The following is a 23,298-nucleotide window of genomic DNA, read 5'->3' as shown; positions in this document are numbered from 1 at the left end:
CTGTTCGACGTGGGGCTTTAGGGCCTGTGGTTGTGTGGTGGTCGATGTGGTGGTGGGTGCTTGCGTCTCGCTGCGCGCCGTCTGCCCACCGTGATCAGCAGCATCAGGGCGAGCGCCCCGGCCAGTGCGGCGAGGATCACCCCGCCGCGCAGAGCGACCCCGGAGGTGCGCACCGTGATGTCGACGGGCTCGGAAATCTGCGCACCCTGGGGTGAGGCGAGGAAGAGGCGCAGGTCGGTTTCGCCGTTGTTTGCTGGCAGATCCGCCGTCATGGACACGGTCAGCGACCCGTATGCGGGGATGCGCAAGGTAGTGGGCACGTTGAGGCGCGCGCCGTCTGCGCCGTGGTAGCGGATCGTGGTGTCCACCGGCAGTGGCAGGCCGTTGCGCGCGACGATGACCAGCGGCGACGATGGCGAGGTCCGGGTGTAGACGTTGCCCGGGGGGATCAGGGCGATCGCGGAGCGCAGTGCGTTGAGCGTGTCGCGGCTGCCCGCGAGGCGCTGGCGGGTGGCTTCCTCGGCAACCGGGTAGAACGTGTAGGAGCGGCGGCCGCTCATGGTAAGGGCGGTGAGAAGGTCGCGCCGCAGCGGGAGGGTGAACCCGTAGCGCGACAGCGCGATTGCCGGGTCGGCAACCAGCAGGCTGGAGAGCTCGTCGATGAAGCGACCCTGTTGGCTGGCGGTGAGGATCTCGGTGTTGCTGAACACGGTGGGATCGACATAAGGGGTGCCTACAGAACCCGCGGCAGGGACGTCTTCGCCGTCGGGGACGGCGAGGTAGTCCTCGAACGAGAGCGGCCGCGCAGCTTGGGTGTCAAAAACGTCGGCGACGGCGCCCATGATGTCGGTCGCAGCGGCCGCATCCCAGGTGGCCGGGGGGTTGACAAGGACGGGTTGGGCCTCCGGCTGCTCCGGAGATGTCCACGCGGACTGGGCGGCAAGATGGACCGCGCCGGCGGCGTTAACGGAGCGCGCCTTGGCGGAGTCCTGCGTGTAGTTGAAGCGCAGGCCGGGTGCGGAGTATCCGGTGATCGCGGGGTGTTCGTCCACGGAGGCGAGCACGGTGGCCAGCGAGTCCTGGAAGGTCACGGCCATGACCCCTGGCGACACCCACGCGAAACGGTTGGTGGCGTCCGCCCGCTCCACGGTGTTGTCGCTGACAAGCACGCGCACGGTGCGCACCGGTTCGGGCGCGGCTGCGGCGGCGATGGCGGGAACGTCGCCGCGGTCCAGCGAGGGCAGCGCGTCCGCACCCACCGGCCCGGAACCCTGGATCGCATCCCCGCTCTGGGCGCGCTCCCAGGCGCCCTGCATCCCCTCGGTGGCGATGGTGGAACGGGAGTGGTCAGCCCATCCCAGCGCGGCGGGCACGCCGGGCACCAGGTAACCGGCAGGCGTGACCACGGCGTTTGTCACCCCCGCGGTGCCCAGAGCCTCGGTGATTGTGGCGGGCCCGCGCTCCACGGCCTCGCGCATCAGCCAAACGTCACCGGTGCGGGCAACGGCGTTGAGGTCGGAGTTGGCCCACGGCAACGCGATGATGCACCGCGCGGCAGCGAGTTCCCTCATTCGTTCCAGCCAGGCCTGCGCGTCGCCCGCGCCCCGCCCCGGCTCACCCTCGGTCTCTTTGTCGGAGCCACCCCAGGAATCGCGCAGGCGCTGCGGCGGCTCGACGAGGTCCGGGCGCTCACCGGCGACGGTGTAGCCCTCCGCCATGCGGGCGACGGTGTGGATGACGGCGGGGTCGACGGCGAGACAGGTGGCACCGGCGACAGAGGGGTTGGCGGTGGCGTTGGTGTAGACGTCGAGAAGCGAGCTCAAGCGCCCGCCCGGCGCGAGCTGGTCGGCGAGCTGCTCGCTGGCGAGGATTAGCGGCGGTTCCCCGGGTGCGGTTCCCGTTTCGCCGGGGACGATGTCGACGGGGGCGGAGATGGGAAAGAGCGCGCTCATGCCCGCGGGCTGGACACCGTCGGGGGTGCCGCGGATGGACAGGTGGAAGCGCTCGGTGTCGAGCAGCTCGCCGCTGGCGGCGCTGAGCACGAACATCAGCGGGTAGGTGGACACGCCCGGCAGTGGCAGCACGGCCTGGCTAAACGCGAGCTCCAGCTCGGTGCTCTCCCCCGGCTGCAGCTGCGTATCGACGCCCACCTGCGGGCCGACAACCTCGTAATCGAGCGGGCTGGCCACGGTGGCGATTCGTTGATCTACCACTGATCCCGTCGCCGGGCCGCGCCGGGGTGTCACGGTGAGCCCGTCGAGGCGCTCGCCGGAGGTGTTGGTGACCAGCAAGGTCACGGTGACTGGCTCGTTCGGGTTGAGCGCGCGTGGGGCGTCGACAAGCGTGATCTGCGCTTTCTCGCCCTCCCCGGGTCGCACGGCGGGGTTAACCCAGGCTTCGGATACCGCCGGGTTGGTTGGGTGCAGCGGGATGGGCATCGTGGGCTGTTGCCCTGGTTGCGCTGGTTGCGCTGGTTGCCCGATGGCGAAGGGCGCCTGGGGCGCGCAGACGCCGATAACGACACAGGCCGCGAGCGCGATGGCGGGTAGGCGCCTCATCGCGGGGTTGCCCTTCCGGCGTCGGCTTCCTTTCTGGCCAGGTCCGGCATCCGGTCGTAGGCGATTCGGGCCAGCTTGCGCTCGTCGGCGTAGGCGAGGTGCTCAATCAGCTCGCTCATGGGCACCCAGGTGACCTCGGTGACCTCGGGATCTTCGTCGTTGAGGATGCCGTCAACGAAACGCAGCAGGTTGTGGTGCACGGTCTTGTGGATGCGCACGCCCTCGGAAACAAACCAGTAGTCAATCACGCCGAGTTCCTCGAAGGCCTCGCCCTTGATGCCGGTTTCCTCCCACACCTCGCGCTCTGCGGTGGCCCACTGGTGCTCGCCGTTTTCCACGTGCCCTTTCGGCATGGACCACAGGAGCCTGCCGCGGCGGTCGAGCCGGCCGATCAGCGCGACGTAGATCTCGGAAAGGTCGACTTGGCCGCCCGGCCCGACGGCCTCGGCCATCCCGGACACAACGAGGCCGCCCGCCGACGTCTCGTCGCGGGTTTCAATGGTCGAGTCGGAGTGCTGCGGGTAGCGCTGGTTTTGCCTGTACTGGGTGGTGTTTTGCCGCTGGTTGCGCCCGCGCCCCGCGCCGCGGCTCCTGCCGGAGGGGCGCTTTCTCGACGAGTTGTCGCCGCCGGACTGCGACTTCTGGGACTTCTGGGATTTTTGAGGCTGCTGAGGCTGCTGGCCCTGCTGGGATCTCTTGCCCCGCCCGCGCCTGCGCCGCCCGGAACGAGCGGACTGGGACGTGTCGTTGCCCGATCCGCCCGAAGCGTGGTCCCCCGCGTTGTCGCCACCCGGCGCGCCCGCTAAACCCGTGGCACTCGAGGCAGGGCGAGAGCCACGCCGGCGCCGTTTGCGCGGGCGTGGGCTGCGGTCACCGCCACCACCGGAGCCGGCCTCATTCGGGCCTTGGCCCGGCGTGGCGCGGGAATTATCAGTCATCCGCTTTATCGTATCCGCCTGCACTGGGTTTTCGGTATTTATAGGTGCGTGTGCGCGCCGGGTATCGTTGGGCGGGTGACACCAGATGTGAACCGACCCCCGCTTTTCGGACTGCCCTCCCACGACGATCCGCACGCCACCGCGGCGTTGCTAGCCCGGGCTAACGCGGCAGTCAGCGAGCTCTCGGGGCTGCTTGAGCCGCTGGCGGCGCTGTTCGCGCAGCGCGGCGAGTCGCTTTACCTCGTCGGTGGGCCCGTGCGCGATGCGATGCTCGGGCGGCTGGGAAACGACCTCGATTTCACCACTTCCGCCCGCCCAGAGGTGATCGCGGAGATCCTCGGTAGCTGGGGCGAGAAAACGTGGGACACAGGCATTGAGTTCGGCACCGTCTCGAGCATCAAGCGCGGCCAGCAGGTCGAGATCACCACGTTTCGCTCAGACCTGTACGACGGCGTGACGCGCAACCCCGAGGTCACGTTCGGTGACACGCTCGAGGGCGACCTGGTGCGCCGCGATTTCGCCTGCAACGCGATGGCCATCGAGCTTTCGCTTAGAGACGGCACCCTCTCCCCCGCATTCCACGACCCCGTGGGTGGTCTCGATGACATTTTGCACCGGGTCCTGGATACGCCGCAGGCTCCGGAAATCTCCTTCCGCGACGATCCCCTGCGCATGCTGCGCGCCGCCCGGTTCGCCTCCCAGCTCGGGTTCTCCGTCGCCGACCGCGTCTTTACCGCGATGTGTGAGATGGCGGGTGAAATCAACCGCATTACCGTGGAGCGCGTGCAGGCGGAGCTGGACAAGTTGATGCTCGGCACGCTGCCCTGGGAGGGCATCGACTTACTTGTTGAGACTGGCATTGCCCAGCACATCCTGCCGGAGGTTCCCGCGCTGCAGCTAGAGACGGACGAGCACATGCAGCACAAGGACGTGTACCGCCACTCGTTGACCGTGTTGCGCCAGGCGACCGAGCTGGAGGATTCCGGGCCGGATTTGGAGCTGCGGTGGGCCGCGCTGATGCACGACATCGGCAAGCCCGCGACCCGGGCCGTCAAGGAGGGCGGCGGGGTGTCCTTCCACCACCACGAGGTCGTCGGGGCGAAGATGACGCGCAAACGCTTGCGCGCTCTGAAGTACCCCAAGCACGTCATCGAGGACGTCGGCCAGCTTGTCTACCTGCACATGCGGTTCCACGGCTTCGGCGAGGGGCAGTGGACGGATTCGGCGGTGCGCCGCTACGTCACGGACGCCGGCGAGTTGCTGCCCAAGCTGCACAAGCTGGTCCGTGCGGATTCAACCACGCGAAACGCGAAAAAGGCGAAGCGCCTCCAGCGCACCTACGACCACTTGGAGGAGCGCATCGATCAGATCGCGGCCAAGGAGGACCTCGCGCGTGTGCGGCCCGATCTCGACGGCAACGAGATCATGTCCATCCTCGGACTGTCGCCGGGCCCGGAGGTGGGCAAGGCGTGGAACTTCATGAAGGAGCTGCGCTTGGAGCGCGGCAGTCTCGAGCACGACGAGGCCGTCGCCGAGCTGAAGGCCTGGTGGGAGAGCGAAAATGCCTGATTTTTCTTATTCCGACCGGCTGTTTAACGGACTGGAGCGAGGTGAACCCGCGCCCGGCATGCTGCTTCTCGCCGCGCCGGGCATGCTCTCTCCGGAGTTCGCCCGCACGGTCGTGCTCATCGTCGACCACGGGGTCAATTCCACCCTCGGGGTGATCCTGAATTCCCGCAGCGAAATCGCTGTGGACAACGCGATGCCGGCATGGGTGGACCTTGTCGCCGAGCCCCAAGCGATGTACCTCGGCGGGCCCGTCGGGGCGACGTCGGTGGTCGGCATCGGCGTCACCAGAAGCGGCGTGCTTATCGACGACCATCCGGTGCTCACGCGCCTGGCCAACCGCCTCGCCCAGGTGGATCTGCGCGCCGACCCCCGCGACGTGGCGCAGGTCGTCGATTCGCTGCGCCTGTTCTTGGGTTACGCGGAGTGGGCGCCTGGACAGCTCGATGAGGAGATCGAACGCGGCGATTGGTTCATCGCGCCCGCGTTGCCCTCGGACGTTGTTGCTCCCGCCTCGGTTGACTTGTGGGGCGACGTGATGCGTCGTCAAGCCATGCCCCTGCCACTGTATGCGACCTTCCCGGCGAACCTGGATGACAACTAAAGCGATGTTTCACGTGAAACATCGCCCTATGCCTGAAACTTCTGCAGCGCTTCCTGCCACAGTCCCTCAAATTCGGGTTGGGTAATCCGCGTCGAGCTCACGCCCTCGTACGCGGCATAGGTGTCCGGATGGGCGACGATCTCCATGGGAGTGTTCGCCCGGCCAATGACGCGGCCGTCGACGTAGACCCCCGTAATGGACTCCGCCGAGTCGAATTCGATCATGCGCAGCATAGTGCACTGCGCCGCGGACACCTCCTCGAGCTCAGCGACGGTTAGTAGCTCGCCACCGAGTTCCGGAACGTGGTAGGCGAGGCGGACATAGAGTTTCATGTGAAACCTTCCTACTTATGCGTTCGCGCGTAGCGCGCCGCCAGCGAGGAACAGATCATGAGCTGGATCATGTGGTAAATCATCAGCGGAACGATCAGCAGCCCGAGGGCGGCGCCGCCGAAGATCACCGAGGCCATGGGCAGGCCCGCAGCGAGGGACTTCTGGGTGCCGCACATCTGAATTGCCACGGTGTCCTCGTAGTTGAACCTCAGAGCCCGCGGCACCGCCCTGGTCAGCCACAGCATGGCGCAGACCAGGGCCAGCGAGAAAATGATGAGGAAGACAATCTCCCACCCCGATACCTCGCCCCACACGCCGGCGACCATGGCCTTGGAAAACGCGGCGTAGACCACCATCCAAATGGAAGTCCGGTCCACCTGCTTGGTGGCTTTCCTCGCAGCAAAGGCGCGCACACTGGGCAAGAGGTTGTGTGCGAACTGACCCAGCACGAACGGTAGCAGCAGCTGCAGCGAGATGTCGATGAACACTCCCGCGTCGATCGTGATCCCCTCCCCCGTGCCCATCAGCAGCATCACGAGCAGCGGCGTGGCAATAACACCCACGAGGCTGGACACGCTCGCGGCAACGACGGCGCCAGACACGTTGCCGCGCGCGATCCCCGTTAGCGCCACCGAGGACTGCACCGTCGACGGCACAAGCATGGCGTAGAGGATGCCCTGATACATCCCCTCGCTGATAAACGCTGTCGCCGGCCGGACAGCTAGACCGATCAGCGGGTACACCACGAAGGTGAAGCACAGGATCATCAGGTGCAGACGCCAGTGCGTCAACCCCCGCAGCGCCTCAGCGGTGGAAAGCCGCGCGCCGTAGAGGAAGAACAAGAATGCGATGGCGAGCTTCGTTACAACGTCAAAGACGTCAGCGAAGGTACCGATTGCCGGCAGCAAGAACGCCAGCACGGAGGCGAGAATGATTCCCTGGATCAGCGGGTCTTTGAGGAATGAGAACATTCCGACAGTCTAGGCAGCGCGGCACTAGGACTGCGGGTCGGAGGCGGCGAGGCGCTCTCCCTGATCCTGAAGGGAAACCTCGCGCAGCCCGCGTATGGCGGGGCCGGAGACGACGGAGCCATCGGCAATGTTAAAGGTTGAACCGTGCGCCGTGCAGCGCACGGTGTCGCCCTGGGCGACGGTGATTTTCTTGAACTCGTGCGGGCAGGTCGAGGAGTAGGCCACGTAGTTGCCCGCGGTGGGCTGGGCGATGATGAACTTGTCCAGGATGACGGAGCCGCCGACCGGGACGGCGGTCTTGGCCACATCGTCGGTCGGCTCCTGGCCGCACGCGGCGAGGAAGGCGCCGGCGAAGGTGGTCGCGGTGCCAAGGAGAAAGAGGCGTCGAGAGCAGGTCATGACGCGATCGTAGCCTGCTTCATCGCCTTGACGAATGAACCCAGCTCGTTTTTCAGCGCGCCCATGTCGGTGATCCGCCCCGGATTGGGGTGCTCGCCCTCGGTGTGGGCGTCGATAATGCGCGTGATCGCCGAGCCGGAGATCGCGCCTGAGGCACCCGCCTCGATCGCCGCGCGGACGTGTTCGGGCGAGGAAATACCGAACCCGAGGAGCACGTCCGCGCCGCCGTAGCTGTTGATGTTGTCTACGACGTCGCGCAGGCCGTCGACGGAGGACTCGCGCTCGGTGCCGGTGACGCCGTCGCGGGAGATGGCGTAGATGTAGCCCTTCGAGTGCTGCGCTACCCCCTCGAGCGTTGCCGGTGACGCCTTGGCGGGAGCGATGTAAATGGTCTCGATCCCGGCCTCGGCGGCCGCGGCGTCGAAGGGGCGGCCCTCGCGTACGGGGACGTCGGGAAGCAGGATGCTGTCCGCGCCGGCCTCAGCGAACTCGCGGTAGAAGCAGTCCACGCCGCGGACGTAGGCGACGTTGGCGTAGATGAGCATGCCGATGGGCAGCTCGGGGTAGCGCGCGCGGATATCACGGACGACGTCGAGCGCGTCCTGCACGGTGGATCCGCCGTCGAGGGCGCGGACGTGGGCGCGCTGGATGGCGGGGCCGTCGGCGACCGGGTCGGAGAACGGCACGCCGAGCTCGAGCGCGTCGGCTCCGGCCTCGACAGCGGCGGTGATGATCTCGATCGAGTCTGCGGGCGTGGGGTCGCACAGCATGATAAACGGAACGAAGGCACCCTCGTTTTTCTTCTTGAGCGCGGCGAACGTGGTGGTGTAGCGGCTCATCTTTACTGCTCCCTTGCTGTGTCGATGCGGAACTCGGGGTGCTGTTCCAGGTTGTTGCGCACGTGCGCGATGTCTTTGTCCCCGCGTCCCGAGAGGGACACGAGGATGTTCAGCGGCTCGCCTTCGGCTGGGGCCTCGGCGGCGCGCGCAAGGGCGTAGGCGAAGGCGTGCGAGGACTCCAGCGCCGGGATGATGCCCTCGTACTTGCTCAGGAGCTGAAACGCCTTGAGCGCGTCACCGTCGGTGACGGGCACGTACGTTGCGCGGCCGGTTGTGGCGAGGTGGGCGTGCTCGGGGCCGACAGCGGGGTAATCCAGGCCCGCGGAGATGGAGTAGGACTCGTCCACCTGGCCGTCGGAGTTGCGCATCAGGTAGGACTTCGTCCCGTGGAGGATGCCGATGGTGCCGGCAGCGATGGCCGCGCCATGTTTGCCCACGCCGACGCCTTCACCGCCCGGTTCGGTGCCGATGAGCTCAACGCCGTCGTCGTCAATGAAGTCGGCGAACATGCCGATCGCGTTGGATCCGCCACCGACGCACGCGACGACGACGTCGGGCAGCGCGCCGATGCGCTCGAGCATTTGAGCGCGAGCCTCGGTGGAGATGACCCGGTGAAACTCCTTGACCATCTTCGGGAATGGGTGCGGGCCCGCGGCGGTGCCCAGCAGGTAGTGCGAATCGTGGAAGGTGGCGGTCCAGTCGCGCAGCGCCTCGTTCACGGCGTCTTTCAGAGTCCCGGAGCCGGAGTTGACGCCCACAACCTCAGCGCCCATCAGGCGCATGCGGTAGACGTTGGGCTCCTGGCGGGCCATGTCCTCCACACCCATGTAGACGACGCAGTCGAGGTCGAGCAGGGCGCACGCCAGGGCTGTTGCGGTGCCGTGCTGGCCGGCGCCGGTTTCGGCGATGATGCGGGTCTTGCCCATTTTCTTGGCCAGCAGCGCCTGCCCGATGACCTGGTTGGTCTTGTGGGCGCCGCCGTGTACGAGGTCCTCGCGTTTGAGGAAGATCCTCGCGTTCGCTCCTCCCAGGGGCAGGTTCCGGCATTCTGTGAGCGGGGTGGGCCGGCCGAGGTAGTTGCGCAACAGCTCGCGGTACTCCGCCATGAATTCCTCGTCGTTGAACGCGGCGACGAAGGCGCGCTCGAGCTCGTCGAGGGCGGGCAGCAGAGATTCGGGCACGAACTGGCCGCCGAACTCGCCGTAGTAGGCGGGCAGGATGGTGCTTCCGCCGTCCTTGTTGGTCTGCGTCATGGTCAGTTCCTTAGGTGTGAAAGTTACGGATGGTGGTGAACGTGCGCCGCAAAGCGCCTGCGTCTTTGTGCCCGGCCCACTGGCCCGCCGAGCTGGGGTACTCGGCGCCGGAGTTGAGGTCGACACCGAGGCAGCCTGCGCGTAGCGCGTCGGCGACGTTGTCGGGGCCGATTCCCCCGGCCAGCAGCGCGTGGTCCTTGACCTCTTCGGGGATGTCGGCCCAGTCGAAGGAGGCTCCCGAGCCGCCGTCGTACGCATCGAGCACAAGCTTATCGACGCTCCCAAGAAGTGCTGTCGCCGTCTGGGCGCCCTCGGGTGTGGTCATGGACACCGCGCGCCAGACCTCTACCCCATCGCCGACCTCGTTGCGGACGGCGTCGACGAGGTCGAACTCCGCCTCAATGCTTCCCTGGTAGCGGGCGTGGACTTGAACTGCGTGAATCCCGTCGAAGGCGAGCTCGGCCCACCCGCGGGTGCGCCGGGAGACGGCGACGTACTTGAGGTGCGGTTCGTGCGCCATGATGTCGGAGGATGTTTCACGTGAAACATTGCGCGGGGAGGCGTCCTCGAAGATGAGACCACCGTAGACCGCGCCGGCCGCGCGGGCGGCCTGGGCGGCTGAGGAGGTGGTGAGGCCGCACACCTTGTTCGGGCCGTACACGAGCATCCGTGCTGCCCAATCCACGTCGGGTTGGCTCGTGAGCTGGGAGCCGACGAGGAACGCGTCCGAGTGCCCGCCCAACCGGCGCACGGTGGCGACGTCGCGGATCCCGGACTCCGAGACAATGAGAGCACCCTCCGGCGCGAGCGGCGCGAGGCGCGCGGAGCGCTCCAGGTCGATCGACAGGTCGTGCAGGTTGCGGTGATTGATTCCGAAGATCTTCGCGCCGAGGCGGCCCGCGCGCTCTGCTTCCTCCTCATCGATGACCTCGGTCAGCACGTCGAGGCCCAAGCGCGCGGCGAGGTCTGAGAGGTGGCGGTACTGGGCGTCGTCAAGCACGCTCAGCATGAGCAGGACGGCGTCGGCCCCGAAGTAGCGCGCCGCGTAGATCTGGATCTCGTCGACGATGAAGTCCTTGCACAGCACGGGCAGATGGGTGATTGAAGCGACCGTCGCCAGGTGGTCGTAGTCTCCCCCGAACTTGTCCGGTTCGCAGAGCACGGAGATGCCAGCCGCGTAGCGCGAGTAGGTGGAGGCAATCTCACCGGGCTCGTAGTGCTCGCGGATCATTCCGAGAGAGGGCGAGGAGGATTTGCACTCCATGATGAACTGCGTGCCTTCGCGGGCGAGCGCGTCGTACAGGGAGCGCGTGGAGGGCGGCAGGGCGTTCAGATCGACGCCACTGAGGCGCGCCTTAATTTCGTCAATGTGACGAAAACGCTGTTGCACAATCCCCTCTAGAACGGTGGGCATTCTAGTCACGGTAATCGGCCTCCTCGTGGGTGCGCAGCCAAGTATCCACGGAACGGTCCCCAAGCATGCTCAGCGCGCGCTCGACGCCGTCGCGGATGCTGTCGTTCAGGCCAGCGAGGTAGAACATCGCGCCGGCGTTCACCGCCACCGCGTCCCGGTGCGCCTGCGGGCCCTCGCTCGCAAAGGTGGCACGCATCAGTCGCGCGTTCTCCGGACCGTCGCCGCCGCGCAGATCTGCGAGTGCGTGGGTGGACACCCCAAGATTTGACGGGCTGATGCGGTAGTTCGTGATCTCGCCGTCGCGCAGCTCCCACACCTCGGTTTCACCGTGCACGGCGACCTCATCGGTTCCAGCACCGTGGACGACAAGTGCGCGCGATCTGCCTAATTCCTTCATGGTCTCCACGATAATGGGCCCCATAGAAGGTTGGGCAATACCCATTATTTGAAATTCCGGGCGGGCAGGGCTGAGCAACGGACCCATGGTGTTGAACAGCGTGGACACTCCGAGGGACTTGCGCACCGGCTGGACGTGCGCGATCGCCGGGTTGTACGCGGGCGCGAACAAGAAGGTGAAGTTCGACACCTCAAACTGGCGCACCGCGCGCTCCGGATCGAGGTCGAGCGGGATGTTGAGCGCCTCGAGCACATCCGCCGAGCCGGACTTCGAGGACACCGAGCGGTTGCCGCATTTGATCATCTTCACTCCCCCGGCCGCGGCCGTCAGGGAGGCAGCGGTAGAGATGTTGATGGTGTTCGCCCCGTCGCCCCCGGTGCCAGCGGAGTCCATGATGCCCTTACCAGTAACGGGAAACGGCCGGCCCGCCGCGAGGAAGGCTCGCGCCGCTCCCGCGACATCTGCGAAGGTTTCCCCGCGCGTGCGCACCGTGGCCAGCAACGCCGCGATGTGAACGTCGTCGTAATCACCCACGGTCAGAGGGGTAAACGCCTCGATCGCCTCCTCGAGGGTAGGGGCCCTGTTGTCTAGGAACCTTCTTAAGATGTCGAGGGATTTGTCGCTCGCCATGTGTCTAGCGTCCTTTCATGAGTTCGGCCACGCAGCGCTCAATCATGATCGGACCTGCGGGGGTGAGGATGGATTCGGGGTGGTACTGCAAACCGATGGACATGCCGTCGTCGCTGCGCGCGGCCATGACGACGTCGCCGAGCTGGGTGTGGGTGCGGGCCAGCGCGTGCATCCCTTCGGGAAGCTCCACGGTGCCGAGCGAGTGGTAGCGCGCGACAGGCACCGTTCGCCCTGGGCTATCGGGGGTATCGTCGCTGGTCAGGCCGTCGAAAAGCCCGCTGGCCACGCCGGCGTCGGCAAGCTGCATGCCGATCTGCTGGCCGTGGACGGGCCCGCAGGGCTGCACCCGGCCGCCGAAGTGTTCGACGAGCGCCTGGAAGCCGAGGCAGATGCCGAAGATCGGGACGCGGCCCTGGGCGGCGGCGATGAGCTCCATCATGGAGCCCGCCTCGACCGGGTAACCGGGGCCGGGCGAGAGCACGATGAGGTCGGGCTCCGCCGCCATGATGAGTTCGGTGGGCACCGTGTTTCGATAGACGGTGGCGTCGAATTGGCGCATCGCGTCAACCAGGTTGTAAACAAAGGAGTCCTGGTTGTCGAGGAGTACAACCCCGCTCATTTCACTACCTCCAGCTTGGCTCCCGCCGCCAGGGCGATGGCGTTGAGTACCGCGTACGCCTTGTGCAGGGTTTCATCGGCCTCGGCCTGCGGGTTTGAGTCGCGCACGACGCCCGCGCCGGCCTGCACCGCAGCGACGCCGCCGGAAACGTAGGCACTGCGGATGACAATACAGTTATCCATGTCGCCGGTGCCGGTGAGGTATCCGATCGCCCCGCCGTAGGACCCGCGCCGGGAGCCCTCGAGCTGGCGCAACAGCTCGGTGGCGCGCAGCTTCGGGGCGCCGGTCAGCGTGCCCATGTTCATGCACGCCCGGTACGCGTCGAGCGCATCGAGGTCTGTTGCCAGGGTCGCCGTGACGCGGGAGACCAGGTGCATCACGCGCGAGTAGCGGTCGACCTGGAGCAGTTCCGCGACGCGGCGGCTGCCCGGCTCGGCGACGCGGGCGAGATCGTTGCGCGCGAGGTCGACGAGCATGGTGTGCTCTGCGACCTCTTTTGAGTCGGTGCGTAGTTGCAGCTCCATGCGCGTGTCCAGCTCGTAGTTGACGCTGCCGTTGGGGTTGAGCCCGCGCGGGCGGGTGCCCGCGATCGGGTAGAGCTGGATCTCCCTCGTCGCCGCGTTGAACTTCAGATTCGATTCGGGTGAGGCACCGAAGAGTTCGTAGGGCTGGCCGTTTCGGCCGATGCCTCGCACGTAAAACATGTACGGCGAGGGGTTGGTCTCCCGCAGCATGCGATACGCAGCGAAGGCGTCAACGCAGGTGGTGCTGAATGTCCTGGCCGGGACAACCTGGTAGATGTCGCCGTTGTAAATGTCGCCCTTGAGCTTGTCGACGTCCGCGCGAAAATTTTCGTCCGTAATATCCGCCGTGACCGTCAGCGTCTCCCCCGGGTGCTCCGCCGGCTCGTAGGCGTGTTCGTCGTCGGGGTCAGCCACGCGGATGCGCTCAGCGAGCTCGTCGAGCTGCGGGGCCGACCCGTCGTGGGTGATGCCCGTGAGATAGGCGGTGCCGGACTCGTGGTCGACGCGAAGCAAGGTCTCCGCGACGACGAACTGGTAGTCGGGGTACGCGTTTGCGGAGTCCGCGACCTCGGGCAGCAGCTCGAAGGTATCGAGGTAGTCGAACGCCATCCCCCCGGCGAGGAAGGGGAAGTCGCCGCTATTGTACCCCGCGCCGGTGGAAAGCGCGCGCAGCACCTCCGCGTTCGACACGGCGGTCAATCTGTCGCGCTCGTCTGCGGCGTTGGAGGGGGGAAAGTCGAACACGCCGTTGCCGACGTAGTAATCACCAAGCTGGACGCGCAGCCGCTCGGCCAGCACCTCGCCCGAGGCGGTCAGGGGCTCGGCGTGGACGCGGGTGCCGTTGCAGGTCACGCGTAACGACGCCCGCAGCACCGCCACGGACTGCAACCCCGACTTGGTGGAAATATCCGCGGACTCCAAAAGCACGGAGTCGGTCGCCGACGTGCCGTCGAGGTAGGCGAACAGCGCTGAGGCGTTGGCGTGGTACTTCACGTCCACGCGCGCGACCTCGGGTGGGGGGTTGCTCATCAGTTCATCCTTGGTTCGGGTTCTCTGCACCGAGGGTACTGGTAGCAAAAGACCCGCGGTGCTTGGGTTATCCAAGCCGGCGGGCCGAAAGGGTACAACTACGCATCTGGCACGCCGGTTACGCGCGCCACCACCACTGGGTGGAGGAGTTCGTCGATGTCATGCAATGGAATGTTAGTCCAAGCTGTGGAACGGTGCAACCGTTTTTCACGCGTCCTTGCCCCCGTCCGCCTTCGCTGCCGCGTTGCGCAGCGCATCGAGGTTAACCTGCGGCGCAGCCTGGGGCTCCTGCCCCTGGGATGAGGTGTCGTTGCGGGCGGCGTCGACAAGTGTCGCGGCTCGCGCGCCGAAGTTCCCCGCGACGGATAGGGCTACCACCGCGATGGCGAGGGCAACAACGGGCGCTACCCACATCCAGCCCGCGGCGATGAATGCGAACGCCGCGCCGAACGCCAGCGCAACCCCAGCGAAGAGCACGAAGGGGCCCGCGACCTTGTGCGCCTGGTCCCAGATGGCTTTGTCCTTGCGCACCGCTGCGATGCGCAGCCCGAAGATGGGATTACCGGGCAGCTTGCCCGCCACCGACATCGCACCGACGACGACGAGGACCACGGCGAGAACGAGATAGATGATGCCAACGACTAGGTTTGCTGTCATGCAACCAGCATAAACCCCGGCCCCGTTAGTTGTGGTGTGCCAAAGCCATCAGCGACAATTGCTGGCATGAAATCAAAAATCCTCGGCTCGCTGCTGTTCTGGATCGTTGTCGCGATCCTCCTGGGCATCGTGTGCAGCCTCTTCTTCCCCGAATGGCTCGCTCGGGTCTTTGTCACCTTCAACGGGTTGTTCGCCAACTTCATCGGGTTCTTCGTGCCCGTGCTCATCTTCGCGCTCATCGCCCCGGCCATCGCGGGTCTGGGCAAAGGCGCGGGCAAGTGGCTGGGGGTCACCGCCGGCATCGCGTATGCGTCGACGTTGGTCTCCGGGCTCATCGCCTGGGGCACCGCCTCGGTCCTCTACCCCACCCTGCTGGGCAACCGCACACTGAACACCGATGTCGCCGACCCCGAGGCCGGCGGACTCGCGCCGTACTTCGAGGTGGAAATGGCCGCGCCGCTGGCCGTGATGTCGGCGCTGCTGCTCGCGTTTGTCATCGGCATCGCCATGACATCGGTGAAGTCCACCACCCTGTACCGCGTGCTCGATGAGCTGCAGTCGGTGATTATGAAGGTGGTGACCTCGTTCGTGATCCCGCTGCTGCCGATCTACATCTTCGGCACCTTCCTCAACCTGGGCATGAACGACAACCTTGGCTCCACCATGGCAGCCTTCGGCACCGTGCTGGTGCTGTCCGTGGTGATGACCATCGTGATCATCCTGCTGCTCTACGTTGTCGCGGGCGTTGTCGCCGGCCGTAACCCGCTGACTGCGCTGGGCAATATGCTGCCCGCCTACTTCACGGCGCTGGGCACCTCCTCGTCGGCGGCGACCATTCCGGTGACCTACGCCTCGGCGTTGAAGAACAAGGTGGACGAGAACGTCGCCGGCTTCGTTATCCCGCTGGGAGCGACGATCCACCTGTCGGGGTCGATGATGAAGATCACGTTGTACGCCCTCGCGATCGTCTACATGGGGCAGATGGATATCGCGCCCGCGCAGATCCTCGGGTTCCTCCTTCTGCTCGGCATCATGATGGTCGCCGCGCCGGGGGTGCCGGGCGGTGCGATCATGGCAGCCGTCGGTCTCCTGCAGGCCAACCTCGGGTTCGATGAGTCTGCGGTCTCCTTGATGATCGCCGCCTACATCGTGGTCGATTCCTTCGGTACCGCGGCAAACGTCACGGGCGATGGCGCGATCGCGCTCATCGTCAACCGTTTCGCGGCCGGTCGCATCGAGGGCTACATGCTCGACGAGGAGCACGAGCTTGCCGACGCCCCCTCTGACGGCGGGCGCGCCACACTGAAGTAGCGCAAGGAAAAACGCCCGATGTTTCACGTAAAACATCGGGCGTTTTCGTATCGAGGCCTAGATCCGCTCCCCCGTCGTCGCGCTGAATGCGTGCAGGCCGCCCGGGGACACTCGGGCGTGGATGAGCTCGCCCTCGCGCACGTCGGTGCGCGGCGGGGTACGCACGACGATGCTTCCGGTGGCGTCGTCGGCCTGACCCTGTGCGATCCAGCCGCCTCCGTCTAGGTGGCCGTAGAGGTAGGAATCGGAACCGAGCTCCTCGACGAAGTCGATCCGGATCGGCAGGGTGCCGGTCCCGCTCGACCCGACGAGTTCGACGGCCTCTGGACGGAACCCGAGCACGATGGTGTCCTCGCCGGCGGTGAGGGCGCTGAGGTGGGCGTCGTCAAGAAGAATGCTCGCGGCGCCGGCGCGGGCGGTGCGCGAGGGCCGATCGACGGCGAAGGTGGCCAGGTTCATGGCCGGGGAACCGATGAAGCCAGCGACGAACACGTTGCGGGGGGCGTCGTAAAGCTCGCGCGGGGTGCCCACCTGCTGCAGGACACCGAAGTTGAGCACGGCGATGCGATCGCCCATGGTCAGCGCCTCGGTCTGATCGTGGGTGACATACAGGGTGGTCACGCCCATGCGGCGCTGCAGGCTGGCGATCTGCGTGCGGGTCTGCACGCGCAGCTTGGCGTCGAGGTTGCTCAGCGGCTCGTCCATGAGGAAGACCTGCGGCTGGCGGACGATGGCTCGGCCCATTGCCACGCGCTGCCGCTGTCCGCCCGACAGGGCCTTCGGCTTGCGGTCGAGGTATTCGGTGAGGTCGAGGGTGCGGGCGGCCTCCTCGACGCGCTCGTTCATCTGCGATTTGTCCATGCCTGCTAGCTTCAGCGCAAACCCCATGTTCTCGCGCACGGACATGTGCGGGTAGAGGGCGTAGTTCTGGAACACCATGGCGATGTCGCGGTCGCGGGGTTCCAGCGCCGTGACGTCTTTGCCCCCGATCAGGATGCGGCCGCTGTTGGTTTCCTCCAGGCCAGCGAGCATGCGCAGCGCGGTGGACTTGCCCGAGCCGGACGGGCCGACGAGGACGAGGAACTCCCCGTCCGCGATCTCGAGGTTCAGCGCGTCGACCGAGGGCTTATTCGCCCCGGGGTAGACGCGTGTTGCGTTGTCGAAGTTGACGGTGGCCATGGGAAATTCTCCTCCATCGGCAGGTACGTGCCGAACGCTCCTTAAGTGGTAGGTGTCCTCACCAACCTACACGCGATGTTTCACGTGAAACATGCCGCGCTATCCTTGGGCGCATGGTCGCCGAGATCGTCACCACCCATTTCATCGCGCACCGCGGTGACCTCGGTGGCGCCTACTTCGTCTGGCACGAGCGCGTCGAGGCTAGCGGGGTGGAGGTGTTGGCCCTCTCCCCCGCCCCGCGTCCCGTCGACGATGAATTCATTCTTTGGGATCTGCGCACCGAAGCCGCCTACGGCAACCTCCGCGACCCAGGTGCCAAGCAGCTTTTCGAACTCAACGCCCTGGTCGATTTCGCCGGCCTCGACCGTGACTCCCGCATCGAGGCCTTCTTCATGGATAACTCTTTCGTCATCGCCCGCTATCCTTCGACGCTCGGCGGGCTGACGGGTCTGGAGTTGCGCGATCCCATCGGCGCCTCGCCCCTGCGGCTGGTCACCGTCGCCTACCTTGGCGCCGAGGCCGCGGCCCCGCACGTGCACGTACTTTTCGACGCCCTCATTACGCGCTCCCACGTCGTCGCCTACCAACCGGAGCTTGCACTCCTGGAGGGCACCGAGCACGCCTCGCTCGTCGGTCCGCTCTGGGTGCGCGATGCCACCTTGAACCTCATCGGCACCGGGGACCGGGTCTTCTCCCCCGGCAAGGAGGCGTGGGTCGGGTGGTTCCTCACCGCGGACACAATCGAAACAGTCGAGGCGAACCTGACCGATATCATCGAGCCCGGCATGGTTGTCATTGGACGAGCCGTAGCGGAGGAATTTTAGGGGCGCGCACCCGAATTTCCGGGTGCGGGGCCCGGGACAAGACGGTTGCGGCGCAGCGCAGGCGGATGATAACGGGCATTATGAGTAAAATCGCGCAAGTCAAAGACCCACAGGAACTGAAGCAGGCCATCGAGGACGCAGCCGAGGTCATCGAGATTATCAGCGAGATCTCGGGATCACCCATGATTACCCTCCCGGAGGGAACCACCCTTCGCGGCGGCACCCTCGTGTTTGGGGCTCGCGGGGTGCGCCTGACCAAGAACAACACCCTTGACGGAGTAACCATCAGGGTCCCCGTGACGGAGACCGCGATCCTCTTGGACACCTCCGTAGCTGATTTCGGCACGCTGACGCTCAAGGACGTGACCACCCGCGGGCAGATCGCCATAATCGCGGAGGACAACGTGCGGGCCGGCCATGTGCGAGCCGAGAACGTTCGTGTCGAGGCCGCCGATGTGCGGGGACGCTACCACCGGCCCCACGGTTTCGGCGTCGACGCTCTCCAAGGCGCCTTTACGTTGTGGAACCGCCAGCCCGACGAGGCTGTCCGGCTCTCCGCCGAGCTCGTGAACCTTTCCGCCGGTTCGGAAAAGGAGCCCGTACGAGGTTCCGGAATCTTCGTTGGTGGCCACGGCGATTCTGAAGGCCAACCTGACGGCGGAACCGTCTCAGTTCAGCGGCTGTCTACCGGGGAAATACATACCGACGGCGGTATCTCCGAGGGGGCCGCGGACCTGATCTCGGGCGGCGTCTTCGTCATCTCCGGTGCGAACGTGGATGAAGTGGATAACCTCGGCCAGGTGACCACCTACGGCCAAAACGACATGGTGCTGGACAACTGGGGCGCGGTGAAGCAATGGACGGCACGTGAGGCGGTGACCTCGCACGGCGCAAGTGGCATCGGGTTTGTCAACTTCGGCGACATCGACTCTCTCGTTGTCGACGCCCCCATCACCACGACCGGCGACGACGCCCGCGGTTTCAACCTGTACGACGGCTCCCTGAACTCCGCTGTGTTCCACAGCATCGCCACCACCGGCGACGGGTCCTTGGGCATCCAGGTGTCCAAGCCGCTGCCTCACCTGGAGGTGCACGGCGATGTGACCACCTCCGGCGGAGAAGGAACCAGCCTGGTGCGCGGTGAACAAGTAACACTGAAGGCAATTGCCTTGAGCGTCAAGGAGTCTGGCGCCGTAGAAACGTTGCGCATCGGCGGCGCTCTCGTGACCACGGGCGACAACGTTGCGACGCTGGAAGTGGCGGGCAAGATCAATGCGCTCAGCGTCGACGGAGGCGTCCGCGCCGAAGGTATGGGCTCGGACGGCGTGCACCTGCACGGGGAGGGGGTCGATCTCTCCGGCCTGGACATCACAGCCGCAAGCGGCGAGGTAATCGCACAGGTTGAGCAGTCCTAACCCCTGTACCATCAAGAAATATGGCGAACTTAGGTCACATCGGCGCGGTCGCGGCCATCACCGCACTTCTCAGCGTCGGCGGAGGACTATTCGGGGTCGCTCAAGTCGATGTGCCCGCCCCGGAATCTGTCTCCATCCGCACCGTCGGCGCGCCGTCGGTTGTCAGTGATGACCCTCACGACCTGCTTTCGCCTGACGACGAGTCACGCCTGCTGCGCGACTCCGCGAACCTTGCCGCCCCGGACACCGTGCGTGTCCTGCACTGGATGGTGTTCAACCAGTCCCACGAGAACTTCAACGACACCATCGAGGAGTTCATGCGCGACAACTACCCGGAGCAAATCGGTACCGACAAGTTCGCCGACGGTGTTCTCATTGTCGCGGCCGGGACCGAACAGCGGAAGGTCGCGACGTTTGCCGGCGAGGACGTCGCCGAGCAGCTGAAGCTTCGCACCGGAGAGCGTCTGGAAGAGGTTAACGAGGAAATCAAACCGGGGATGAGAGACGGAAACATCCCGGCTGCGATGTTCGCGGGAGCGAGGGCAGCGATGGATACTGCTGCCGTTGAGAACTACATCCTCGAAGAAGCTCAGGACAACCGGACAGGGGCCGGCATCGCGGGTGGCCTCGTCGCCGGTGGTGTGGGTTTCGGAGACAGCGCGGCCGCAGTGATGGCCACCAACAGACGCAGAAAGGCCATTGAACAGGGTCGCGAGGACTACGAGCTCGTCACCACGGAGTACGCCGAACTCGGCCAACGACTCGGAGAGATTGACATCCGTGCGAACTCTCTAACCAGCGCGTTTGCGGACAACGAGATGCGCAAGCAGTGGGCTGAAGTGCGCGATCGCTTCCTCAGGATGCACGACAGCGTGTCCGGTGCGGGCGGCATCGGCGGCATCGACATCAACGACGACAAGCAGGTCTGGCAAAACCGCGTCAAACTTGGCGACGCCGCGGAGACCGTCCGCCACACCTCCAACGCCGAGGACAACATCAACCGCCTGTTCAAGATCGAAAACGGTGATGCCGCAGCCCGGCGCTCAGACCTCACCTCCATCCTCGATGACATCAACGAGGCCCGCCTCAGGGTGAAGGACAAGGGGCTCAAGGCGGAGCTCGAAGTGCTGAAGTCCCGCGTCGAGGAGCTCGACCGCAACCCAGACGACCCGGAGTTCTTGGACAAGTTCGTCCGCGTGCTCGGTGAATACCGGGTGATTCTCGATGCCGTAAAGACAAAGCAGTTCAGCGACGTCAAGGAGCGCAATCCACTGGTGCAGCCCGCGATCTACGAGCCGAACTACTTCTACTCCAACTATGTTCCTTACATGGCGCTCAATAGCTGGCACACCTCCAACGTTGAGGCTGCGCAGGCCGCACAAGGTTCGTCGTCGGGGACGAATACGTCATTTAGCTCGGGGTTCTCCGCGTCCGGCGGCTCGAGCAGCTACTAACGCGGCTGTGCTCGGGGCAGGGTTCTCCCATTGGCCCCCGCTCCCCTTGCCGGGTGTGCAGAGTGCGCCGTTACCCGATTCTGGCAGGTGGTTTCCTTGGCTCGCTGTGGCCGAGATTGGGATTGAGTCTAGGGTGCGCGCATGGCGGTGTTCTGGGGTATCACCGTGACGGCCGGGCAAAGTACGGGGGGCCGGTCTAAGCATGGGGTCTTCGGCACCTTGCTGACCCTTTCGTTCATACTCTTGCTCGGCAACATCACTCCGGTCGCCTTTTTCGGTGGGGACGCGCTTTCCTCGGTAGCCGCGGTGGCTCACGAACTCCGCGCGATCCGCGGAAAGAACTATGGAACAGTCCCCGGCCTGGCGTGGGAATTGCGCACCATGGTGCGATCGTCAGCGTCGGCGTACAGCCGGGCCACTCCTCGGCGCACGACCTGAGCAAGTGAACCCGCCCCTCGAATGTGGACCAGCTGGCTCCACTGCGGGTGTGGTTCCGAGGATCTATTTTCGGTATTGCATCAGACGCGGGCTCGTGAGCCGTTGTTGAACTCGTTTCGTGGTATTCTAGTTGAAATATTCCCCACCGGTGAAGCACTCGCGGTGGAGCATTGCGGACTGTACGATCCAGAAGCAATTGTTTCCCTTACCGCATCGTCGTGAAAGAGTCGTAACAGCTGCTATTGAGTGGCATGGCCTGCATGCTGGTTCAGCCAGAATGAACTCGCGCCTCGTGGCGTGCTGGTACTGGGACACCTGATCGGTGCAGACCAGCAGCACTCGCCCAAGGCTAGCGCGTCGGACGATGATGTCGCGGTCAACGCCGACGACGGTGACCGAGACACGGCATGGGAGATGACCGAGCGGTCGATCAGGTCCATGGTCGAAAATGGGCAAATCTTCCTGCCCGTGACCCTGAGCTCGGTGGCATCAATGTTCCACGCGTGATTGGCCGCGACTACTTCGGTGCCTCGGTCCACGACAATGGTGGCAATGTGGTTGGCGCTGCCGAGGTTGGACTAGGACCTTCGCGCTGGATGAAACTTGGTTTTCAGTCCCGTTTGTCGTGAGCGTAAAGTACTACAGCTAGTTGGGCACGATTCAGCCTTTTGCTCGCATCAGTATTCGGATGTGCCGGTAGCCGAAGCGGCGCCTTTGTTCGGTGAACTTCGCACTGTTGAACCCCCTTAATCTGAGCACGCTTGTCGGGCTGGTGATGTAACCCCTGGCGGATGACAAAGGTGGATCGGGCCATCCGGCAACCGCCAACAGGTCTCGAATTTAAGGGTTAGGATCGAGGGGACGTTCAGGCGATCAGGTGCAGTTCGAACCGAGGTTGACCTACCGCGCCTTAGGGTGCCGGTTCCTCTGACTGGATGGGGAGGCCAGTCCGCTTGACTATGAGTGCCTCGCCACCACCGCACCGCCAGTCCCGAATTTAGACGGTGACACACTAATTGCAAGGCAACTCAAGATCCTAGGCCAGCTCCGTCATTGATTCTGGGGCGTCGAACCGGTCAACGGGTTGTTTACGAGCTCGAGGATGCAGGTCTACGCGATTGGTTTCTCCACAGCCCTGGCCTGTCATGAAAGGCGATCGCCGGCGCAGAACTCGGAGGCTTTGGAGGTGTATACCCATGAGTGCGACCATGGCTTGGAATCGGAGATGCTACCCGTAATAGTCGGCGAACTCTCGTCGTCGCTTTTGACTTCGTGAGCTTCCCGCCTGCGGGAAAGCCTCATCTGCGGACGTTCGTAACTCATCCCTCACTGTAAATCCCAGGTCCATGTTAGGGCTCCGTGAGTAATATCACCATTGGAGATGTAATGCAAGATAGCTAATGGAATTACCCCCAATATGGGGTAATCTCAGAGGAAAATAGTGCAGAAAAAACAATTTTGCCCCGAATACCTATATTAATGGCTGGGGGCGACCATACTTTCGTCAACGATAAGACCCTTCCAACCAGCATGACTTCAGTTATTGCGAGAGGTACAACATGACAAAAAATCCTTCGGCGCACTCGTACGAACCGCGTCACTCTACCCCGAACAAGACGGGCCGCACCCTCAAAGCTGGTGTCGTCTCTCTAGCCCTCGCCGGTGCAGCAACTGCCGTTCCTACTAACGCTCACGCCACTAGTGCTCTCCCATTGATCGCTCTGAGCTCTAGTCCCGGTAGCACCCCTCTCTTTCCGGTCCATGGCTCTACCGGCGGTCTGAGCTCTCTCAGCTCTGTCGTAGATGCCTCTTCCCATGCCGGCTCGGCCGACCTCAGCTCTACATACCTCGGTTCAGTCGGAGAATCCAGTGATAGCCTTCTTGGTTCTTCGAAACTGATTCCGGAACTCTCCTCCCCGCTGGGTGCTAACTCCTCTGATGGTTCCT

Annotated in this window: 21 protein-coding genes; 7 read left to right on the top strand and 14 right to left on the bottom strand. The window is 64.9% G+C overall.

What is annotated here, in order from left to right; translation table 11 throughout:
* Positions 1-17: 17 nt before the first annotated feature.
* Together HMPREF0298_RS00110 and HMPREF0298_RS00105 are read right to left on the bottom strand one after the other, a co-directional pair.
* Positions 18-2,558, bottom strand: coding sequence for a hypothetical protein (locus HMPREF0298_RS00110; protein WP_006839024.1), 2,541 nt, complete (start codon positions 2,556-2,558; stop codon positions 18-20).
* Positions 2,555-3,496 carry an NUDIX hydrolase gene (locus HMPREF0298_RS00105; RefSeq protein WP_040422070.1) on the bottom strand — a complete coding sequence of 314 codons (942 nt, stop codon included), beginning with the start codon at positions 3,494-3,496 and terminating at the stop codon, positions 2,555-2,557. The genes HMPREF0298_RS00110 and HMPREF0298_RS00105 overlap by 4 nt, the downstream gene beginning before the upstream one ends.
* 111 nt (positions 3,497-3,607) lie before the next feature.
* Here HMPREF0298_RS00105 and HMPREF0298_RS00100 point away from each other — a divergent pair, with 111 nt between their 5' ends.
* Both HMPREF0298_RS00100 and HMPREF0298_RS00095 read left to right on the top strand, forming a co-directional pair.
* On the top strand, positions 3,608-5,065 hold the full coding sequence (locus HMPREF0298_RS00100; RefSeq protein WP_040422233.1) for a CCA tRNA nucleotidyltransferase: 1,458 nt from the start codon (positions 3,608-3,610) through the stop codon (positions 5,063-5,065).
* Positions 5,058-5,666 (top strand): YqgE/AlgH family protein, encoded by a 609-nt coding sequence (locus HMPREF0298_RS00095; RefSeq protein WP_006839021.1) that lies wholly within the window; start codon positions 5,058-5,060, stop codon positions 5,664-5,666. The genes HMPREF0298_RS00100 and HMPREF0298_RS00095 overlap by 8 nt, the downstream gene beginning before the upstream one ends.
* Positions 5,667-5,692: 26 nt before the next feature.
* On the opposite strand, the gene HMPREF0298_RS00090 is transcribed toward HMPREF0298_RS00095, so the two are convergent.
* The 10 genes from HMPREF0298_RS00090 to HMPREF0298_RS00045 all read right to left on the bottom strand — a co-directional run bounded on the left by HMPREF0298_RS00090 (position 5,693) and on the right by HMPREF0298_RS00045 (position 14,730).
* Positions 5,693-5,998 (bottom strand): hypothetical protein, encoded by a 306-nt coding sequence (locus tag HMPREF0298_RS00090; RefSeq protein WP_006839020.1) that lies wholly within the window; start codon positions 5,996-5,998, stop codon positions 5,693-5,695.
* A gap of 11 nt (positions 5,999-6,009) precedes the next feature.
* Complete coding sequence (locus HMPREF0298_RS00085) at positions 6,010-6,969, bottom strand: bile acid:sodium symporter family protein (protein WP_006839019.1); 960 nt, start codon at positions 6,967-6,969, stop codon at positions 6,010-6,012.
* A 24-nt stretch (positions 6,970-6,993) separates the two neighbouring features.
* Positions 6,994-7,368, bottom strand: coding sequence for a Rieske (2Fe-2S) protein (locus tag HMPREF0298_RS00080; protein WP_006839017.1), 375 nt, complete (start codon positions 7,366-7,368; stop codon positions 6,994-6,996).
* Positions 7,365-8,207, bottom strand: coding sequence for a tryptophan synthase subunit alpha (gene trpA, locus HMPREF0298_RS00075; protein WP_006839016.1), 843 nt, complete (start codon positions 8,205-8,207; stop codon positions 7,365-7,367). Before trpA ends, HMPREF0298_RS00080 begins: the two co-directional genes overlap by 4 nt.
* Before the next feature lie 2 nt (positions 8,208-8,209).
* Complete coding sequence (gene trpB / locus HMPREF0298_RS00070) at positions 8,210-9,460, bottom strand: tryptophan synthase subunit beta (RefSeq protein ID WP_006839015.1); 1,251 nt, start codon at positions 9,458-9,460, stop codon at positions 8,210-8,212.
* 10 nt (positions 9,461-9,470) lie between these two features.
* On the bottom strand, positions 9,471-10,874 hold the full coding sequence (trpCF, locus tag HMPREF0298_RS00065) for a bifunctional indole-3-glycerol-phosphate synthase TrpC/phosphoribosylanthranilate isomerase TrpF (protein ID WP_006839014.1): 1,404 nt from the start codon (positions 10,872-10,874) through the stop codon (positions 9,471-9,473).
* Between the two features lies 1 nt (position 10,875).
* Positions 10,876-11,901, bottom strand: coding sequence for an anthranilate phosphoribosyltransferase (gene trpD, locus HMPREF0298_RS00060; protein WP_006839013.1), 1,026 nt, complete (start codon positions 11,899-11,901; stop codon positions 10,876-10,878).
* 4 nt (positions 11,902-11,905) lie between these two features.
* Positions 11,906-12,520 carry a glutamine amidotransferase-related protein gene (locus HMPREF0298_RS00055; RefSeq protein ID WP_006839012.1) on the bottom strand — a complete coding sequence of 205 codons (615 nt, stop codon included), beginning with the start codon at positions 12,518-12,520 and terminating at the stop codon, positions 11,906-11,908.
* The gene (locus HMPREF0298_RS00050) at positions 12,517-14,073 is read right to left on the bottom strand and encodes an anthranilate synthase component 1 (RefSeq protein ID WP_006839011.1); all 1,557 of its coding nucleotides are present in this window, start codon (positions 14,071-14,073) and stop codon (positions 12,517-12,519) included. The genes HMPREF0298_RS00055 and HMPREF0298_RS00050 overlap by 4 nt, the downstream gene beginning before the upstream one ends.
* 207 nt (positions 14,074-14,280) lie before the next feature.
* The gene (locus tag HMPREF0298_RS00045; protein WP_006839010.1) at positions 14,281-14,730 is read right to left on the bottom strand and encodes an SdpI family protein; all 450 of its coding nucleotides are present in this window, start codon (positions 14,728-14,730) and stop codon (positions 14,281-14,283) included.
* 66 nt (positions 14,731-14,796) lie between these two features.
* Between HMPREF0298_RS00045 and HMPREF0298_RS00040 the strand changes: the two genes are divergently transcribed.
* Positions 14,797-16,041, top strand: a complete 1,245-nt coding sequence (locus tag HMPREF0298_RS00040) for a dicarboxylate/amino acid:cation symporter (protein ID WP_006839009.1) — start codon at positions 14,797-14,799, stop codon at positions 16,039-16,041.
* A gap of 57 nt (positions 16,042-16,098) precedes the next feature.
* Here HMPREF0298_RS00040 and HMPREF0298_RS00035 read toward each other — a convergent pair whose 3' ends face one another.
* Complete coding sequence (locus HMPREF0298_RS00035; protein ID WP_006839008.1) at positions 16,099-17,220, bottom strand: ABC transporter ATP-binding protein; 1,122 nt, start codon at positions 17,218-17,220, stop codon at positions 16,099-16,101.
* A gap of 113 nt (positions 17,221-17,333) precedes the next feature.
* Here HMPREF0298_RS00035 and HMPREF0298_RS11455 point away from each other — a divergent pair, with 113 nt between their 5' ends.
* The 4 genes from HMPREF0298_RS11455 to HMPREF0298_RS00010 all read left to right on the top strand — a co-directional run bounded on the left by HMPREF0298_RS11455 (position 17,334) and on the right by HMPREF0298_RS00010 (position 21,858).
* Positions 17,334-18,044, top strand: coding sequence for a hypothetical protein (locus HMPREF0298_RS11455; RefSeq protein WP_006839007.1), 711 nt, complete (start codon positions 17,334-17,336; stop codon positions 18,042-18,044).
* An 80-nt stretch (positions 18,045-18,124) separates the two neighbouring features.
* On the top strand, positions 18,125-19,459 hold the full coding sequence (locus HMPREF0298_RS00025) for a hypothetical protein (RefSeq protein ID WP_040422066.1): 1,335 nt from the start codon (positions 18,125-18,127) through the stop codon (positions 19,457-19,459).
* 20 nt (positions 19,460-19,479) lie between these two features.
* Positions 19,480-20,913, top strand: a complete 1,434-nt coding sequence (locus HMPREF0298_RS00020) for a DUF5129 domain-containing protein (RefSeq protein ID WP_006839004.1) — start codon at positions 19,480-19,482, stop codon at positions 20,911-20,913.
* A 735-nt stretch (positions 20,914-21,648) separates the two neighbouring features.
* Complete coding sequence (locus tag HMPREF0298_RS00010) at positions 21,649-21,858, top strand: hypothetical protein (protein WP_006839002.1); 210 nt, start codon at positions 21,649-21,651, stop codon at positions 21,856-21,858.
* Between the two features lie 1,183 nt (positions 21,859-23,041).
* Here HMPREF0298_RS00010 and HMPREF0298_RS12535 read toward each other — a convergent pair.
* A partial coding sequence (locus tag HMPREF0298_RS12535; protein WP_211205407.1) for a hypothetical protein occupies positions 23,042-23,298 on the bottom strand: 257 nt, incomplete at its 5' end.

The organism is Corynebacterium lipophiloflavum DSM 44291, from assembly GCF_000159635.1.
In the GTDB taxonomy this organism is placed as follows: Bacteria; Actinomycetota; Actinomycetes; order Mycobacteriales; family Mycobacteriaceae; genus Corynebacterium; species Corynebacterium lipophiloflavum.
Note: the sequence above shows the minus strand (reverse complement) of the source record. Positions and strands in the feature narration are given on the sequence as shown.